General features: G+C 40.5%; 14 protein-coding genes, 1 tRNA gene and 1 pseudogene. 6 read left to right on the plus strand and 10 right to left on the minus strand.

The features are described from left to right. Window positions 1-34: 34 nt before the first annotated feature. Window positions 35-1,546, minus strand: coding sequence for a leucyl aminopeptidase (pepA, locus tag MTF64_RS16065; RefSeq protein WP_029772475.1), 1,512 nt, complete (start codon window positions 1,544-1,546; stop codon window positions 35-37). A 308-nt stretch (window positions 1,547-1,854) separates the two neighbouring features. On the opposite strand from pepA, the gene lptF reads away from it, so the two are divergent. Both lptF and lptG read left to right on the plus strand, forming a co-directional pair. Further along, window positions 1,855-2,967 (plus strand): LPS export ABC transporter permease LptF, encoded by a 1,113-nt coding sequence (gene lptF, locus MTF64_RS16070; RefSeq protein WP_024031637.1) that lies wholly within the window; start codon window positions 1,855-1,857, stop codon window positions 2,965-2,967. Beyond that, complete coding sequence (lptG, locus tag MTF64_RS16075) at window positions 2,964-4,031, plus strand: LPS export ABC transporter permease LptG (protein WP_031289389.1); 1,068 nt, start codon at window positions 2,964-2,966, stop codon at window positions 4,029-4,031. Before lptF ends, lptG begins: the two co-directional genes overlap by 4 nt. 297 nt (window positions 4,032-4,328) lie before the next feature. Here the strand turns inward: lptG and MTF64_RS16080 are convergent, their stop codons facing one another. Then, entirely contained in the window at window positions 4,329-4,829 is a 501-nt protein-coding gene (locus MTF64_RS16080; protein WP_029771767.1) for an RDD family protein, read from the minus strand. Between the two features lie 306 nt (window positions 4,830-5,135). Here MTF64_RS16080 and MTF64_RS16085 point away from each other — a divergent pair. Beyond that, window positions 5,136-5,220 (plus strand) — tRNA-Leu (locus MTF64_RS16085). A gap of 256 nt (window positions 5,221-5,476) precedes the next feature. On the opposite strand, the gene MTF64_RS16090 is transcribed toward MTF64_RS16085, so the two are convergent. From MTF64_RS16090 to MTF64_RS16115, 6 genes are all read right to left on the minus strand, one after another. Next, window positions 5,477-6,250: a polysaccharide deacetylase family protein gene (locus MTF64_RS16090; RefSeq protein WP_248451983.1), complete on the minus strand. Its 774-nt coding sequence runs from the start codon at window positions 6,248-6,250 to the stop codon at window positions 5,477-5,479. Further along, window positions 6,250-6,966 carry a GDSL-type esterase/lipase family protein gene (locus tag MTF64_RS16095; RefSeq protein ID WP_248451985.1) on the minus strand — a complete coding sequence of 239 codons (717 nt, stop codon included), beginning with the start codon at window positions 6,964-6,966 and terminating at the stop codon, window positions 6,250-6,252. Before MTF64_RS16095 ends, MTF64_RS16090 begins: the two co-directional genes overlap by 1 nt. A 78-nt stretch (window positions 6,967-7,044) precedes the next feature. Beyond that, window positions 7,045-7,338 (minus strand): hypothetical protein, encoded by a 294-nt coding sequence (locus MTF64_RS16100; protein ID WP_248451986.1) that lies wholly within the window; start codon window positions 7,336-7,338, stop codon window positions 7,045-7,047. Then, the gene (locus MTF64_RS16105) at window positions 7,338-7,805 is read right to left on the minus strand and encodes a DUF4405 domain-containing protein (protein ID WP_248451987.1); all 468 of its coding nucleotides are present in this window, start codon (window positions 7,803-7,805) and stop codon (window positions 7,338-7,340) included. Before MTF64_RS16105 ends, MTF64_RS16100 begins: the two co-directional genes overlap by 1 nt. Window positions 7,806-8,127: 322 nt before the next feature. Then, window positions 8,128-10,083, minus strand: coding sequence for a TonB-dependent receptor (locus MTF64_RS16110; protein WP_248451988.1), 1,956 nt, complete (start codon window positions 10,081-10,083; stop codon window positions 8,128-8,130). Window positions 10,084-10,191: 108 nt separating this feature from the next. Further along, window positions 10,192-11,106: a LysR family transcriptional regulator gene (locus MTF64_RS16115; RefSeq protein WP_248451989.1), complete on the minus strand. Its 915-nt coding sequence runs from the start codon at window positions 11,104-11,106 to the stop codon at window positions 10,192-10,194. A 125-nt stretch (window positions 11,107-11,231) separates the two neighbouring features. Between MTF64_RS16115 and MTF64_RS16120 the strand changes: the two are divergent. Continuing rightward, window positions 11,232-11,573: pseudogene (locus MTF64_RS16120) on the plus strand (LysR substrate-binding domain-containing protein); the annotation flags it as partial. 1 nt (window position 11,574) lies between these two features. On the opposite strand, the gene MTF64_RS16125 reads toward MTF64_RS16120, so the two are convergent. Further along, window positions 11,575-12,450, minus strand: a complete 876-nt coding sequence (locus MTF64_RS16125; RefSeq protein WP_248451990.1) for a LysR family transcriptional regulator — start codon at window positions 12,448-12,450, stop codon at window positions 11,575-11,577. Window positions 12,451-12,569: 119 nt separating this feature from the next. Between MTF64_RS16125 and MTF64_RS16130 the strand changes: the two genes are divergently transcribed. Further along, a complete protein-coding gene (locus MTF64_RS16130; protein WP_248451991.1) occupies window positions 12,570-13,538 on the plus strand; it encodes an aldo/keto reductase in 969 nt (322 codons plus the stop codon). A gap of 20 nt (window positions 13,539-13,558) precedes the next feature. Next, on the plus strand, window positions 13,559-15,298 hold the full coding sequence (locus MTF64_RS16135; RefSeq protein WP_248451992.1) for an alpha-amylase family glycosyl hydrolase: 1,740 nt from the start codon (window positions 13,559-13,561) through the stop codon (window positions 15,296-15,298). Window positions 15,299-15,357: 59 nt separating this feature from the next. Here the strand turns inward: MTF64_RS16135 and MTF64_RS16140 are convergent, their stop codons facing one another. Further along, window positions 15,358-17,427: a bifunctional 2',3'-cyclic-nucleotide 2'-phosphodiesterase/3'-nucleotidase gene (locus MTF64_RS16140; RefSeq protein ID WP_248451993.1), complete on the minus strand. Its 2,070-nt coding sequence runs from the start codon at window positions 17,425-17,427 to the stop codon at window positions 15,358-15,360. Between the last annotated feature and the right edge of the window lie 131 nt (window positions 17,428-17,558).

A 17,558-nucleotide genomic window follows, 5' to 3' on the forward strand; every position in this document is an offset into this window, starting at 1 on the left:
GCTTTTCTAAATAAGGCTCAGGTTAATTAGATTATTAGTCGTGCGTAGCTTCGCTTACACCCGCTCGGTTTAATAAATACTGAGTAAGCATAGGAACAGGGCGACCCGTTGCGCCTTTTTTAGCGCCACTGCGCCACGCGGTACCGGCTACGTCTAAGTGAGCCCAGTTATACTTTTTAGTAAACTTAGATAAGAAACACGCTGCGGTAATAGTACCAGCAGAGCGACCACCTAAGTTTGTAAAATCGGCAAATGGGCTATCGAGTTGATCTTGATAGTCATCCCACAGTGGTAACTGCCATGCACGGTCGCCACTTTGCTCAGACGCTTTTAATAAATCATGCGCAAGTGGGTTGTGGTTTGACAGTAAACCTGTTGCGTGTGCACCAAGGGCAACAATACATGCGCCTGTTAGTGTTGCTACGTCAATTACTGTATCTGGGTCAAAACGCTCAACGTAAGTTAACGCATCACATAATACTAATCGGCCTTCAGCATCAGTATTAAGCACTTCTACGGTTTGCCCCGACATGGTTGTTAAAATATCGCCAGGGCGATACGCGTTAGAGCTTGGCATGTTTTCACAGCCGGCTAAAACGCCAATTACGTTAATAGGCAGCTGCATTTGTGCCAATGCGCGCATAGCGCCAATTACACCGGCTGCGCCGCCCATGTCGTATTTCATTTCATCCATGGCTTCGCCTGGCTTAATTGAAATACCGCCTGAGTCAAACGTTAAGCCTTTACCTACTAGCACAATAGGCGCTTGCTCATCGCTTGCACCTTTGTAGTTAATAACCGACATAACCGATTCGTTATCACTGCCGCGACCAACTGCTAAGTACGAGTTCATACCTAGTTCGGCCATCTTTTCTTCGCCAATAATATCAACGGTGATGTTGTCAAAATTGCTAGCCAGCTCTTGCGCTTGTTCGCCTAAATAAGCAGGGTTACAAATATTAGGTGGCATGTTGGCTACGTCTTTACATAGCTTACTACCTGCGGCAATGGCTAAGCCATGCTCAATAGCGCTTTCACCAATGGTCAGCTCGCGACGTGTTGGTACGTTAAACACAATTTTACGAAGTGGACGACGAGGGTCTACTTTTTTGCTTTTTAGCTGGTTAAATGTGTATAGGCAATCTTGTGTTGTTTCTACCGCTTGGCGAACCTTCCAGTAGGTATCACGACCTTTAACGTGTTGCTCTGTTAAAAAGCACACCGCTTCCATTGAGCCGGTTTCGTTTAAGGTATTAATTGTTTTAGAAATTATTTGCTTATATTGCTTATCATCAAGCTCGCGCTCTTTACCACAGCCAACAAGCAATACGCGCTCGCTTAAAACGTTAGGTACATGATGCAATAATAACACTTGCCCCGGCTTACCTTCTAGGTCGCCACGGCGTAGTAAATTTGAGATATAACCATCGCTGATTTTATCGAGTTGTTCACCAATGGGGGATAACCTACGTGGTTCGTAAACGCCAACGACAATACACGCGCTGCGTTGTTTTTCTGGGCTACCACTTTTTACGTTAAATTCCATTGTTACTCCTGGTTGTGAGTCATATACGTTATTAATTGGGGCTAAAAAAATAAAATCTAGTCTTCGCTACGTAACTTATGTAGAGATAATCTTAATTTTAGCTGATTTTTTCTGACTCTTACTGTGTAATTGAACTTTATATGTTTAAGGGCTACTAATGCAACAATATATCGTGCACTTAGGTAGGATAATTAATTTTGTTAGCTTATAATAACGACTTATTTACCAGATAAAACTGGGTAAAATAGCTACTTTATTATCAAATTATCACTATTGTAGTGAAATTCTATGTTTAACAGGGGCGAGCATTGCTTATTTTTCGTTATTTGACCGCAGAGGTTTTAAAATCGCAGGTCGCCGTATTTTTAACTTTAATGACCATTTTTGTGTCACAAAAGTTTGTGGTTATTTTAGGAGATGCTTCTGAAGGGAGCATTCCTGCCAAGTTAGTATTATCGATGATTGCGCTTAAACTGCCGCAATTAGCTTCGCTGATCCTGCCATTGAGTATATTTTTGGGGATTATTTTAGCCTACAGCCGCATTTACGCCGACAGCGAAATGACCGTTCTTAAAGCCTGTGGGGTGAGTGAGTGGTATGTGGTACGCGTTACTTTAATTTCGAGTGTGGGTTTGGCTATATTAGCCGCCTCTCTCACCATGTACCTTGCGCCGTGGGCGAGTGAGCAAGAGTACCAATTAAAAGAGCAAGCCAAAGCCGATGCGGGTTTATCTGCTTTAAGGGCTGGGCGGTTTCAACAAACCGGTAATGAAAAAGCCGTAGTGTTTATTCATAACATTGAAAACGGTGGTAAAGAGCTAAACAAAGTATTTGTAGCGCAGCTGCCCGATACCGAAAAAGATGACCTTGCACGTTTAGTGTATGCCGAACAAGGCGTGGTGGTAGAGGCAATAAATGGCGAGCAACAATTAGTGCTAACCGATGGCAAACGCTACGAAACCGATGGCAAAACACCGGCTCTTAATTTAACGCAGTTTGATGGCTACAGCGTACAAATACGCGAGCAAGAAATAGAGCATCAGCGCCGTAAATTAGAAGCAATACCTACTAATCAACTATTGCCACTCAATACCTCTGAATCTATAGCCCAGTGGCAGTGGCGTATTGCAATACCGCTTTCTATTCCGTTACTAACGTTAATAGCAGTACCGCTAAGTGTGGTTAATCCGCGCCAAGGTAAGTTTGCTAAATTAGTGCCAGCCATTAGCTTGTACTTAGGTTATTTTATCTTGCTCAATGCTGCAAAATTTGCCGTAGAAGATGGCAAAATACCGCCTTCAATTGGTTTGTGGTGGATTCACTTAAGCGCTTTATTTATAGGTAGTTTATTAATTATAAAAGGTCGCCCATTGGGCGCCTGGCTTAAAGCCGTTGTAACAAAACGGGAGTTAAGCGCATGATGAAAACACTCGATTGGTACTTAGGCCGTAGCATTTTACAAACCACCGGATTTGCTTTGTTGGTGCTAGTAGGGATTAGTACATTAATTAAGTTTATTGATCAGCTAAAGTCGGTTGGTCGTGGCAGTTACGATTTAATGACCGCAACGCTTTACACTTTTTACAGTATGCCGGGCGATTTAGTTATATTCTTCCCGATGGCCGCGCTTATTGGTGGCTTAACAGGCTTAGGTGCACTGGCTTCAAACAGTGAGCTGGTGGTAATGCAAGCTGCAGGTATGTCGCGCTTGCAAATTATAGGCTCGGTAATGAAAACCGCCGTGTTTATGGCTGTGTGTATGATGGCTCTTGGTGAGTGGGGCGCACCAGAGGCGCAACAACACGCCAAAGAGATGCGTAATCAGGCAATTTATGGCGGCGATGTATTCAATGCACAAAAAGGCGTATGGGCTAAAGATGGCAACAATTTTATTAATATTGAAGATGTAGATCAAAACGGCCGTTTAAACGGTGTGCACATGTATCAATTTGATAAGTCACTCGATTTAACTCAAATAACCAAAGCTAAAGTGGCCATTGGTCGTGATGAAGGTTGGCTATTACGCGATGTAAACAAGGTTCATATTAGTGATGAGCAAATAAGCAGTGAACACATTGATGAAGAGTTTTACCCTTCGCAATTAACGGGCGAAAAGCTTGGTGTTGTATCGGTAAAGCCTGAGTCGCTTTCCTTTACTGGGCTTTGGTCATACTTAGGGTATTTACAGCAAAATGAGCAAGATACCAGCACCTATGAGCTGGCCTTGTGGCGTAAGCTAATGCAGCCAGTGTCTGTTGCCGTAATGCTACTGGTTGCACTGTCGTTTATATTTGGCCCGTTACGTACCGTTACTATGGGGGCGCGTATCATTATGGGTGTAGTAACGGGAATTGTATTTCACTTAATAAATGAGATATTTGGCCCTGTGGTAATGGTTTATCAAATACCCGCTATTATAGGCGCGGTACTGCCAAGTATACTATTTATAGGCTTTGCTACGTACATGATGAATAAGCGGGTATAGCCGTTATAAGCGCTTATTTAATACTAAAAAAGGTGACCTATGGTCACCTTTTTGTTTTTATAACGCGTTATTCAAAAACTATTAGCAGTCAGCTTAATTAAGTGAGCAATTTTGAGGCTGGAAAAACCTGTAGATAGCTAGGCAAAAAAATCGCTATTTAGTTGCTCTCGGCAGTTGCTCCTGCATTGCTCTACCTTCTGCATCCATGCAGTCGTAAATGAGAATTTTTTACGCAGGTAGCGACAAGTTAGCCCCGCAAAATGATTAAGTATTATTGCGCATTGGTATAAATAGGTATTAATCTAGCTCGCGGTAAATACGTTTGTTTTCTTCTTTTGTAAGAGTAATTACCTCAGTTTTTGAGACATAGTCTTGCAGCGCTTTTTTGTTTTTAAAATCAATTAATACCACAAGATTACCTAAACCAAGCAGGGCACTTAGGCTGCGAACAATAGACTGCGGCCAACTAATTAAGCTTCCTTCACTAGTTTGTACTTTTAAACGCCATGCGCGCATGCCAATAGTTTGCCCGCTTTTAGTCCAAAAATAGCCAAAAAATACTAAAGTAACAATAACAAGTAAGGCACTTCGAATACTCGACAGCAGCAGTGACTCTTGAATAAGTGCCGATACATCTTCTGCACCATTTAAACTAATAACATCAAGTGAAATAAGCCCTTGTACGGCAAACAAATAGAGCACAACCGTTAACATAGCAAACGCAATAATAGCTAACGTATCATAAACTAACGACGCAAAACGACGCCAAAAACCAGCTCGTGGAAACTCACCCGACATAAATACACTCTCACTGTTAATATGCGCGCTAGTTTAGCAAAAAAGCTCACAAATACTAAGCGCTATAGTTCAGTGATATACCTTAGCGTTATTATTAGCTGTATTTAATACTTCAACCAGTAAACGACATTTTGCACAGGCTGTCTAAATGTTAAGCGGTTGATCAGGCTAATGTCATAAAACGCTTGCTGCCACCCCTATTGTTTGTATAATGCTTGGCATAGAGACGAAGGTACATAAATAATCCTGAGCTCTAAAGTGGTTTTTCTTTATCTTCTCGTGTTTAGAAGGTTAAAGAAAAATGATGCCAGCGTGATGAAATTGGTATACATGGGGGATTCAAAATCCCCTGCCGAAAGGCGTGCCGGTTCGAGCCCGGCCGCTGGTACCACTTTTTATGACCCTAACCAAATTGGTTAGGGTTTTTTTATGTCTGAAATTTGTGTTGGGACGGACTCGAGCGCCACTCAGAGTGGCGCTAATATCAGTTACAGTCCGCCCGCTAGGTAAGAGTGAACCGAAACGAAGTTTCGCAGTTACTCGAAGTGAGTTAATGGATTAACGATGGATACTGCATCAAGGATGAGCTAATTACGCTTACTACATTTAAATGGGCTTATATGAGCTTTACTTAGCACTGCGCACGCTTATTTGCCTTCTAAAAACGCGATGAACTCTCCAGCCGATACATACCAAATATCATCTTTATTTGAGATTGTCTGAACGAGCTTTTCGGCGTAATCCCAGTTATTATTTTTAGTGTTTTTGTCAAATTCCCACGAATGGCCCCAAATCATCATTACAGTGAGCTTATTGCTTTTGAGCGCAATATATTGTTCTATTAATGGCATTGCGTTTGAGTGGTGAGCGGTTGGGTTCCATGCCATGTAGTTGGTAGGGAGCTCAAAATTAAGGGTGTCGTTTACTGTTCGGGCATTAGTAAAGCCCGCTTGCTTTACTAATTTCATAGCGGTTTTATCGTAAGACCCTAAAGGGTATGCAAAAGACTGCAAGGGGCTGCCTTTTATGGGCGATAAAATGTGCTTATCGCGGGCTAATTGTAATTTTAATTCTGCTGTATCTAAGCCCGCAAAGCCCGGATGTGAGTAACTGTGGCTTGCTATTTCATGGCCTTTATAAAGTGTTTTTACTTCACTTTGCTTTATATATTCGCCCTCTTTACCGGTAAAGGCTTTCATCCACGGTAGCTTTTTAGCAAATAAACCTGAGTTTAAATTAAATGTGCCAACAACCTGGTACTTATTAAATAGTTCCACGAGCTTTTTGTCTTGTATAACACCATCGTCGTAGCTAAAAATAACAGCTTTAGTCGCACCGTAAGGGTAGCTTTTTAAAGGTGCTTTACTGGCTGCACATGTAAAGCTTAGCGCTATTAACATACCTATTAATAAGCACTTCATTATAAAGTCTTCATTATGGGAGTTAATTGCTCAGCCCAAAGGGCGTAGCCTGCTTGGTTCAAATGGGTGCCATCGGTCGTGAGTGACTTTTTAAGCGTGCCTTGCGGGCTTAAAAATGAGGGGTGTAAGTCTATATAGGTAAAATTTGCGTGCTCAATTGCTTTAATTTGTTGGTTAACGGTTTGCGCCATTTGCGTAATAAAATTGCGATGATCGGGCAAAATACTTTGTACATAAATTTGTGTATTTGGGAGTGAGTCATTGAGCTGAGTCACTATTTTTTCGATATTGTTGCTCACCGACGCAAAGTCTTTAACTTGCTTTATATAATGGTAATTAAAAATATCGTTAACGCCAATTTTTAAAAATATTGCTTTAGGCGGGGCTGCTTTTAATTCGTTTAAACGCGCTAAAACACCGTAGGTCATATCGCCACTAATACCGCGGTTTCTTACGCGTAGGTCGTTAAACCGTATGCTCCAATTTAGCCCTTGCTCTGTAATGCTATCGCCAATAAATACAATATCGCCTTTGCGTAAAGGTTGTAGCTTAAAATGGGCTATACGCTCAGCATAGTGGTTTTTTAGCCATTGCGATTGAAAAGGAATTGCCTTTTCGGCATTAGCTTTAAAGCTTATTAATACAGCACCTATAATTAATGTGCCAAGTAGAAAAGTGATGTGTTGGAGTGTGTAATTACTTGGTTTATAACTCATAAAAACCTGCGCTTATAGACATACTAGCTTAGCAATGTATCTATAAACGCCGGTTTTTGATACGTGTTGCATTCGTATTCAGACTTTGTTTTTAACCACCCTTTTTATTAAGCCTAATAGTTTAGCAATCCCTAAAGCAAGTAACATAGGTACGCCTATTAAAATAAGCTCTTTTACAAAGGGTAAAATGTACATCAAAATAGGGGCTATTTTCGGCTTTTCACCCTCAGCTGCACCGTGGGAGTATCCCTGCTGATTTATTTGTGCGGCCCAATCGGTGAGCTCTAAACTAACCAGTAAAAGGCTCACTAAAACAGATACAACTAACACAATGCTGGTGCGGGTTTTCCACTGTTGTTTTAGGTGCTTCATTATTTAGCCTCCTTGGCAAACATGCGTTTAGTCAATTTTACTATCCAAGAAAAATTAAGCGCTAAATGTACACCTAGCATGGGCATAATAAAGGTGGCTGAATCGTGATGTATTTTCGACCAAAAGTCTTGAATGTTTAAACTAATATTAAGTGCGGGTAGTAGAGCTACCGACACTAAAAAGCCGCTTACAAATACTAATAACATCATTATATAAAGTAGGTAATTCCACACTATATTAAAGCGCTCGCGTGCTGTTATATTGGCAAATAAACGGCTAAAGCTGCGTGTTACCCAATCCCAGTGCAGTAGTAAGTGAATAACAAAAGGAATAATAAAAAATAGGCTAAACCATTCGTGTAAAGGGATGCCGGTGGCTTGAGGTGCACTTACTAGCATAAAGCTAATAAGCAGTAAGGTGTCCATTACATAACGGAACTTTTGTAAGTTTTGTTTCCAATCAGACATTATTGACCCTGAAATAATTTATTTATAATACCAATCCGCATAATTAAGTGAACTATTTTGAGGATGGAAAAACGTGTTGATAGCAAGGCAAAAAATTCGCTATTTAGTTGTTCTCGGCAATTGCTCCTGCATTGCTCTATCTTCTGCATCCATGCAGTCGTAAATGAGAGTTTTTTAACGCAGATAGCAACACGTTTAGCCCCTAAAAATGATTAAGTATTATTGCGGATTGGTATGGTTGACGCTATTTAAGGTACGCCCCCCTTAAACAGCAAAAGGCTCAATAAAATATTGAGCCTTAAATCATGCGCAAATTATTAAATTAAAAAACGTAAGACGCGCTTAATTTAACATTACGACCCGCTTCGTAATCTTGCACTGTGTCGCTTGAGTATGAAGCGTGAGAGTAATACGTTTTATCAAAAATATTCTCAACACCTAAGGTCATGCTTAGTGCTTCAAGCTGGCTTGGTAGCCACTGCATGCTGATGTTATGAACCTGATAACCCACTTTATGAATATCAGCACCGCTTGATACTGAGTCATCAGTTCTGTTAACTAGGCTGGTCCAGTTAAATTTCAAGTCGTATTTTGGTACTTCGTAGCCAAGGTTTAGTGAAATGCTATCACCTACTTCATAACGCAGTTGCTCGCCTGTCTCTAGTTGTTCAGAGTCTGACTTAGAGTAACTTAAACGCGCACTAAATAGCGCTTTACGCAGTGAAAGCGTTGATTCAAAACCATCTATATCGTAATCACCCGAGTTTTCATAGGTACCAATTGGGCGACCTTTACCAATTGCCCAGTTGTCTATGTAATCTTCAATACGGGTTTTAAACAGGTTTAATGAAAAACCAAATGAGTCTAAGCCCATAATGTTTTGATCTTTAAAGGCAAAACCAATGGCGTTATTTACACCGGTTTCTGCTTTTAGGTCTTTATCAAAGTTAGTGCTGTAATCAACATAGCTTTCGCGCAGGCCAGGGCCTTGAAAAAGCTCGGTAGAGCTTGCGTTAATGCTCCAATTTTCATTAATTAAGTATTTAGCCGCTAAACCAAACGTTAACTCGTTCCACGATTTATCTAACGAATCGTTAGTACCGGCTGAGTACATATCTACTTTAAAGTAGTTGTAACGCACGCCAGGGGTTACAAATAACTGATCGGTTACAGCGATTTCGTCTTCAATATAAATAGCGTGCGAGTCGGCAGTGTCTTTATTGGTTTGTACGTGGTTTTCTATACGTTTTGATACTTGCTCATATCCTTCGCCGCCATAGCGTAATGTATGGTTAAATCCAGCAAGTGCAATTTTAGATGTTGCAAGGGCAGTGTAGCCCGTATGCTCAGAGTTACCCTCAGTTCCTAGTGCAATATAGCTTAGTTCGTTGCGATAAACGCTAGCGCGTAGGGTAATGGCATCGCCTTTATCTAGCTCGTAGGCAAGTGAAGTGCTGGTACGTGTGTAGTCAATATCTTCTGTTTGCGCGTCTGAATCTTCAGCAAAGCCTGCACCAAAGTTGGTTTTTACGTAGTAATCACCTTCATCGTTATATCTGTCGTATGAGAACACTAAACGGTTACTCTCGTTTACATCCCAGCCGAGCTTGAATATGCCATCTACCGTGCGGCCTTCGTTACCTGTAACTTCTTTACCATTGCCGTTTTCAAAGTTATTTCTGTCGGTGTAGGTGTAGTAGGCAAGGGCGTCTATGTTGTCGGTTAGCTGACCATATACCGCAGCAGAGCCTCCTGCGTAATCATTAGTACCTAAGTTTGTGTATAAGCGTGCGCCAAAATCTTCACCTGGCTCTAGTAAATCTTTAGCATCTTTGGTTTCAAAGGCTACACCACCAGAAAGGCCGCCAGTTAGCACTGAATTAGTCCCTACTTTTATATCTACTGCTTTTAAAATATCAGCATTAATAAGTAAGTTTCCTGAGTGGTGGAACATATTATTGTTTTGGCTAATACCATCAACAGTAATGTTTAGGTCTAAATCGTCAACACCACGAATATTAATACCTTGTACAATAGAGTGCGAGCCACCTACGTCAATACCAGCTTGGTCACGGAGTAAATCACTTAAATGGTTGGCTTGTTTTCTTTCAATATCGTCTTGTAGTAGCGAGTCATTAGTAATTGTTGTGCCCCATACTTCAATGGTTTCTGAGGTATCGGGAGCTTGCTCTGCTAAGCTTATGAATGACATACCAGTACACAAAGTACCAATAACAACGTTAAGCGCGTGCTTATTAAATGGGAGCGTGTTTTTCATGGTGAGTATGTTTATCTAATTTTAATATTATTAAGAATGATTCGTATTAAATCGTTCGCCGCCTTAAATGGCAATTTAAAATACATACCCTACATGAATAATAGTTATTTAAACTTCAAATACTTTATTTTTTACAAGCTCTCTAAACCATTGACATACAGGGTCATTATGGTGGCGTTGATGCCAGTATAAAGCCACTTGTGCATACTCTGAGCTAAGCTCTGGGGGCGGGGTTCTGGCAACTACGTCATGCTGTTGGCACACATCTGCAGCAAAATGATTGGGCACATAAAATATTAAATCAGTGTTTTCAGCAATGCTGCCAATACTGTAAAAGTTTTTTAAGCGTATTGGCGTCGCTATATTATCAATGCCTAGCGCAGCAAAATTTTGTGCAATAGTTAATGCTTTTTCACCCTGAATTGATATTTGCCCAAAATTACAATCACGCAATAAATCAACGCTTAATTCTTGTTTAGCCAGCCTGTGGGAGCGAGCCATTACTAATTTAAACTCGCGCTCAAACAACGGCTGTTGATATAACTTACCCTCTGAATTAGCGGGCTTGTGGCCAGTAATCACAAAGTGCGTATCGCCTTTAAGCAAATCAGAAAACTGCGGCTTAGGCAGGGTGTCTATTTCAAGGATGATATTAGGCGCTTGCTCGCGAACATCTTTAATTATTGTTTTTATAAATAAATGCATTTGCGGCGGTAGGCCAAACAGTTTTATGGTGGCAGTGCTGGTTTTAGGGTCGAAGGTTTGCTTGTTAACCAGTGTTTCTACCATATTTAAAATAGAATTTAGGTCTTGCTGAATTGATTGCGCTTTTGGTGTTAGCTCATACCCTCCAGCCATTCTTATTAATAATTGATCGTCAAACAAGGAGCGTAATTTACTTAACGAGCGGCTTATAGAAGGTTGGCTCATGCCTAAAGTTAAGGCGGTATTGCTAATATGTTTTTCGTTTAAAAGCTGCTTTAAAATAATAAGAAGGTTTAGATCGAGCTGATTTAAATTCATAGTTAGGTTTGCAAGTTATCAGTATTTCAAGCCATTATCCTAGCACTTAATTAGTTAGGTAGGTAAAGATGTTTATTTTTCAGGTGCTGAAATAGGCTTAATTGTTTTAATATGATCTAAAAAATTTTAATTGCCTTATAAACACGGTTGTCGCTAACGCAAAGCGTTGGAGTTATAGGCTTGATGGTAAGAATACCATTGTAAAAGTCTCAGGTAGTTTAGAGGTTAACGACTCACAAAGTTTAAAAGCGTTTGCTTTAGCAAGCCAAGGTGTAGCGCAATTACCTAATTTTTACGTTAACCAAGCACTTAAAAGCGGTGAGCTAGTAGAGATGCTAAGTGAATACGCGCCAAGCCCGCTGCCTATTAATTTACTTTATCCGTCTCAACGTTTGTTAAGCCCAACTGTTAAAGCTTTAGTCGATTATTTAGTAAACCACTTATCTCAATATAAAAGTAATTGGTAAGCTAGTTTCTAAACCAGTTGGTAGTAAATTTAATAAAATGGCTAATACGTGCTGATTCGTTAATTAGCTGAGGGTGAATTAGATACACATCAGATTGCGGATACTGTAACTGCGTTAATAGCGGCTTCAAAGTGTGCGCGTTAATTTCTAAATCTACTAAATACTCCGGGGTGTATATAATTCCTTGACCTTGCAATGCAAGGCTTTTAAGCATGTGGTTATCGTTAATGCTTAGTTTTCCTTCAAGCTCAATGGCCCTATCGGAAAAATGCCACAGGCTAAATTGCGTGCTGGTTAAACAGCTATGCTTTAATAAATCTTCAACGTCGCTTGGCACACCATTTTTAGCAATATAACTAGGCGAGGCACAGCACACCTGTTTATAACTAAAAAGCTTTTTGGCAATCATGTTTTGGGGCGGATTAAGGGTTGATCTAAATGCAATATCGTAATTGCTTTGAATCAAATTGTGAGGGGTGTAGCTGCAGTCTATATTAAATTTAACATCAGGGTACTCTTGGTTAAATTGCTCGCAAATAGTTAGCAGGTATCTATTGGTAAATTGGCTCGGCGCGGTAATTCTAATGTTGCCGGCAATAGCCTCGTGTTCATGGGCTAAGGTTCGTTCAAGCTCTAATAATGTGCTTTTAATATTTCCCATACAACTAAGCACATGCTTTCCCTGCGGGGTGAGCTTTACACTGCGGGTTGTGCGAATAAGTAGGGCTCTTTGGTATTCTTTTTCGAGCGCTTTTATTTGCTCAGACAAATACCCTCGGGAGATCCCAAGCGCTAAAGCTGCCTTTGAAAAGCTTAAGTGTTTGGCTACTTCGTTAAACAAAAATAACCGTTCAAATTTTTTATGTTCTCTCAGCATTTAAATGAGCACTGTGTTTTTATTGTTTGTTATAGCAAATAATGAGTTTTATTTTTAGTATTTAGTTGAATAATTTAATCGGTAAACTACAAGTCACTCTTTTTTAATACCGATAACTCATGACCAATAAAACTATTTCTCAATTTATACCCAATGCTAGCGAACTTATTTATGGCTGTATGGGCTTGGGTGGTGGCTGGAATAACAACCCAATAACCAAAGCCGATATAAACCAAGCACATACAGTAGTAGAGGCAGCGCTTGAAAATAACATTAATTACTTTGACCATGCTGATATTTATACTTTTGGTAAAGCAGAGCAGGTATTTGGTGAAGTTTTAAAAACGCGCACCGACCGTGATAAGTTAATTATTCAATCTAAATGCGGTATTCGCTTTGCAGATGAGCATGGCCCAAAGCGTTATGACCTTTCAGGACAGTGGATAGAGCAAAGTGTAAATAAAAGTTTAGCGCAGCTAAAAACAGACTACTTAGATGTACTTATTCTGCACAGACCCGACCCACTCATGTGCCCTCAGGAAATTGCTAGCACTTATAAAAAACTAAAAAGCCAAGGCAAGGTACGTTTTTTAGGGGTGTCTAATATGCAGCAACATCAAATAAAAGCCATTCAACAAGCCCTGTCAGAGCCACTTATTTTGAATCAAGTAGAAATGAGCTTATTAAAAAATGACTGGGTTGAAGAGGGCATATATGCTGGTAACGCGCAAGGCGCAAATATTAACTTTACGCCGGGCTTAATCGAGTTTTGCCAGCACGAGAATATACAGCTGCAGGCGTGGGGAAGTTTATGCCAAGGGTTGTTTTCGGGTGCTGATATAACCGGCGCTGAAACCCGTATTAAAAACACGTACCAATTAGTACAAAGCTTAGCTGCGCAGTACGAAACAAGTGCAGAAGCCATTGTACTGGCATGGTTAAACAGGCACCCTGCAAACATTCAATCTGTTATAGGGACTACTAAAACTGCGCGTATTAAAGCGTGTGCACAAGTAAACAAAATACAATTAACGGCCGCTCATTGGTATGCACTTTACGAAAGTGTAAAAGGTTGCGAGCTGCCATAGTTTAGTAAAGGAGCACTAAAATGATAAAAAACACACTAACAACATTTTTACTAAGCACTGTAGTGGCATTAACGGCCTGTAAAAGTAATCAGCCACCAGCGGCCGATAACGCAAACACTGCAAGCACTGATAATTATTTACAGCGCGATGTACGCGACGATATATTTTATTTTGTATTACCTGATCGTTTTAATAATGGCGATCCGCAAAACGATAATGGCAGCAATGAGCATGCTATTTCGGCTGGTGGGTTAAATTTAACAACCACCAGTGGTTTTCATGGTGGGGATATAACAGGCATTGAACAAAAGCTCGACTATTTAGAAGCGCTAGGGGTTACAGCAATTTGGATGACGCCTTTATTACGCAACCAAGCGATTCAATCAGATGGTGTTGCGCACCATGGTTATTGGATTGTCGATTTTAGCGAAATAGACCCGCACTTTGGTGGAAATGCTTCTTTAAAAAAGCTAATTGATGCAGCTCATAAAAAAGGCATTAAAGTATTTTTTGACATTATTACTAACCACACAGCCGATATTATTCGTTACGACGAATGCCACATGCCAAACGGTCAATTTAAAGCAGGTTTAACGCATTGTGAGTATAAAGCGCTAAATAACCCTAAGCCGTATAGCCCATTTATTCCTGAGCACTTAAAAAATGTTAAGTACCCACAGTGGCTAAACAATGTCGATTATTATCACAACCAAGGCGACAGCACCTTTAGTGGTGAAAGCTCACTTAATGGCGATTTTAACGGCCTAGACGATTTAAAAACAGAGCATCCGCAGGTGTTGAGCGGCATGGTCGATATTTATCAAAATTTAATAAAAGAGTTTAAGCCCGACGGCTTCAGAATCGATACCGTACGCCATGTTAATCTTGAGTTTTGGCAAACATTTACACCTGCTATTATTGATTACGCTAAAGCGCAAGGGATTCCAAATTTTCATGTGTTTGGTGAGGTGTACGACCCTAACCCTAAAAACCTAAGTGTATTTACTACAGAAGGTAAAATTCCATCGGTGCTTGATTTTGCATTTCAAAAAATAGCGGCCGATGTGTTTTTTAAAGGACAGAACCCAAGCGCCATTAGCGAGCTATTTGCACAAGACTCACTATACCAAGATGAAGACAGCCAAGCCGATTTACTTATGACCTTTTTAGGGAACCACGACATGGGCAGACCCGGCTTATTTATAAACCAAACATTTGATCACGAAAGTGATGAGCTTAAATTAAAGCGCAGCCAATTAGCGCATGCATTTATGTTTTTATCTCGCGGTATACCGGTTATTTATTATGGCGATGAACAAGGTTTTACAGGCGATGGCCACGATATTGATGCACGCGAAGATATGTTTGCATCAAATGTTGCAAGCTATAACGACAATAACCTTATAGGCACCACGCAAACAACGGCCGATAATAACTTTAACCAGCAGCACCCATTATTTAAAACTATTGCGCAATTAAGTAAGTTACGAAAAAATCACGAAGGGCTTCGCCGCGGTGAATACAACGACTTATTTTTTGCTAAAAACACTGGCATGTTTGCGTTTTCACGCACAGTAAAAGGTGCAGAGCAGGCGTATATTATTGTGTTTAATAGCGAAAAAACGCCACAAACAATAGAGTTTAATAGCCCGTATAAACACTTTTCGCCTCTTGTAGCTGCCGAGCAACTTGAGCAACAAAATGGCAAGTTAACGGTCACTTTAAAAGGGCTAAGCTATAGTGTGTATATTGCTAAATAATTAAGGGTTCAGGTTAAGTAAAAGCCAGCTGCTAAGCTGGCTTTTTTATGCCTTAAAGGTTATTGCTTTAAATCTATGGTGTATAGCGCAAAACCATTTTCGTCTGTTTTAAGTGGTGAGGTAGGCGCAACAGCAGGGAGTGTTTGTGCAATAGTAGCTACTTCATCAAGCGGTGATGTTCTAAACACAACGTTTAGCTCTGTGCTGGTGGTCACGGTGCTAAAGCGCCAGTTATTATCGGCCGAAGGGTCAATACTGCCTGTGCTACTTTTAGCGGCTTCGCTAATAATGTAACTACGCAGCACACCGCGGTTTTCATCTGGGCCTTCAAATGTTTCACGGCTAGTACCGTCAATCGCCGGGAAGTTACCGCCGCCCGATGCACGATAGTTATTAGTTACAATTAAAAACTCTGCCTCTAAATCTATCGCTTCACCTTGGTATTGCAAGTTAGTAATGCGCGAATTGTTTTCACTTATTAATACCCCATCGTTGTCGTATCGTTTTGGCTGAGTGACGTCAATTTCAAAGGTAACGCCGTCAATAATATCAAAGTTAAAAGTAGGAAAAGTGGTATCGAGTAGGTTTTGCTCAGCGCTGCTGTTTACATCAATCTGATTAAACTGACCTGCAGAGCGTTCAAGCCACTCTTTAACATCGCTACCTGTTACTTTTACCATACGAATAGTGTTTGGAAACACATACAAACTAACGGTATCTAGTAAGGTAATATCGCCTGCTTTTACATTGGTGTAATCTTCAATACCATTGCGGCCAGCTCTAAAAGGGGCTGCTGCCGAAAGCACGGGTAAGCCATCAAGCTCAGTGCCTTGAATAAATGCTTTACCCCACGCTATTTGTGCATCTGATACTATTTGAATTGACGGATCGTCTTGCACCAAAGCAAAAAAGCTATAAATAGGATTTGAAATTTCAGCAAATGGTTCGCTCACCCAATCAATCGTTGCTTGGTGTTCAAGCTCAATTGCGGCAGCTACATCGGTATCTACAGCAGCTAAATCAATAAAGTCGCCGTTTTCATCTGTACCACTAATGGCGCGGGTTTCTACTTTTGAGCTGGTTACTTCCCAGCCGCCTTCATCGTTTGGCTCAACAATTAAATCAATAACCCCTAAGTTATTGCCAAAAAAGCCAGGCATAACAGCCGGTACGCCATTAAGTTTACCGTTTACGTTATCAATACCTGCCGATTCATAGCCATCGTACGACGAATCACCCGGAAACAAACGGTGGTTATGACCAAACAATATGGCGTCTACGTCATCTACTTTAGACAGGTAAAGGGCCGTATTTTCAGCAAGGTCTTCTTGGGCGCTGGCTGTTAACCCAGAGTGCGGAATGGCAATGATAATATCGGCGCCTTGTGCTTTCATTTGTGGAATGAACTTTTCAGCAGTAGCAACAATATCTTTTGCAATGACCTTACCTTGTAAGTGAGCGCTATCCCATTGCATAATTTGCGGTGGGGTAAGGCCTAAGTAACCAATTTTAATTGTTTGTTCGTTGCCGTTTATATCAAATACGGTTTTATCTTGAAGGTAGTACGGTGTGTAACGGTTTTCATCGTTGCTGTCGTCATCATCACCATCATCAACGTATACATTGGCATTAATATACGGGAAGTCGGCACCACTTAAGGTGGCATCTAAAAACTCTAAGCCAAAATTAAATTCATGGTTTCCTAAGTTAGCAACATCGTAATCAAGCAAGTTCATTGCTTTAAAGGCCACATGGGTTGCGCCATTTAAAATATCGTCTTTACGTACAATCGCTTCGTAATCGCCAAGCGGGCTGTTTTGAATTAAATCACCATTATCAACAAGTACACTGTTTTGCACTTCATTGCGGGCTTCTTTTATAAGGGTAGCGGTATTAACAAACCCTAAGGTTTCTGAGGGGGCTTGTGCAAAGTAATCGTAGTTAGATAAATACATGTGTATGTCGGTTGTTTCCATTACGCGCAAAGTAACCGGTGCAGGCTCTGGTGTTTCTACAACGACAGGGTCGTTATTATCGTCATCATCAATGTCGCAGCCACTCAATGCGAGTACAATAGTCAGTGCCAATGTTGATTTTAAAACGTGCTTTTTAGCGATTCGATTTTTCATGGTCATTCCGTGTAATTTAAAAAAGAGTACAGTAAAAAAATTTATTAAAGTATGATGAATTAAAATGTGAATCCATATTTACATTTTTAGATGGTGCTATTACAGTAAACAGTGTTTTAGTATTACTTTCA

This window comes from Pseudoalteromonas sp. 2CM41L, from assembly GCF_023161905.1.
Taxonomy (GTDB): domain Bacteria; phylum Pseudomonadota; class Gammaproteobacteria; order Enterobacterales; family Alteromonadaceae; genus Pseudoalteromonas; species Pseudoalteromonas atlantica.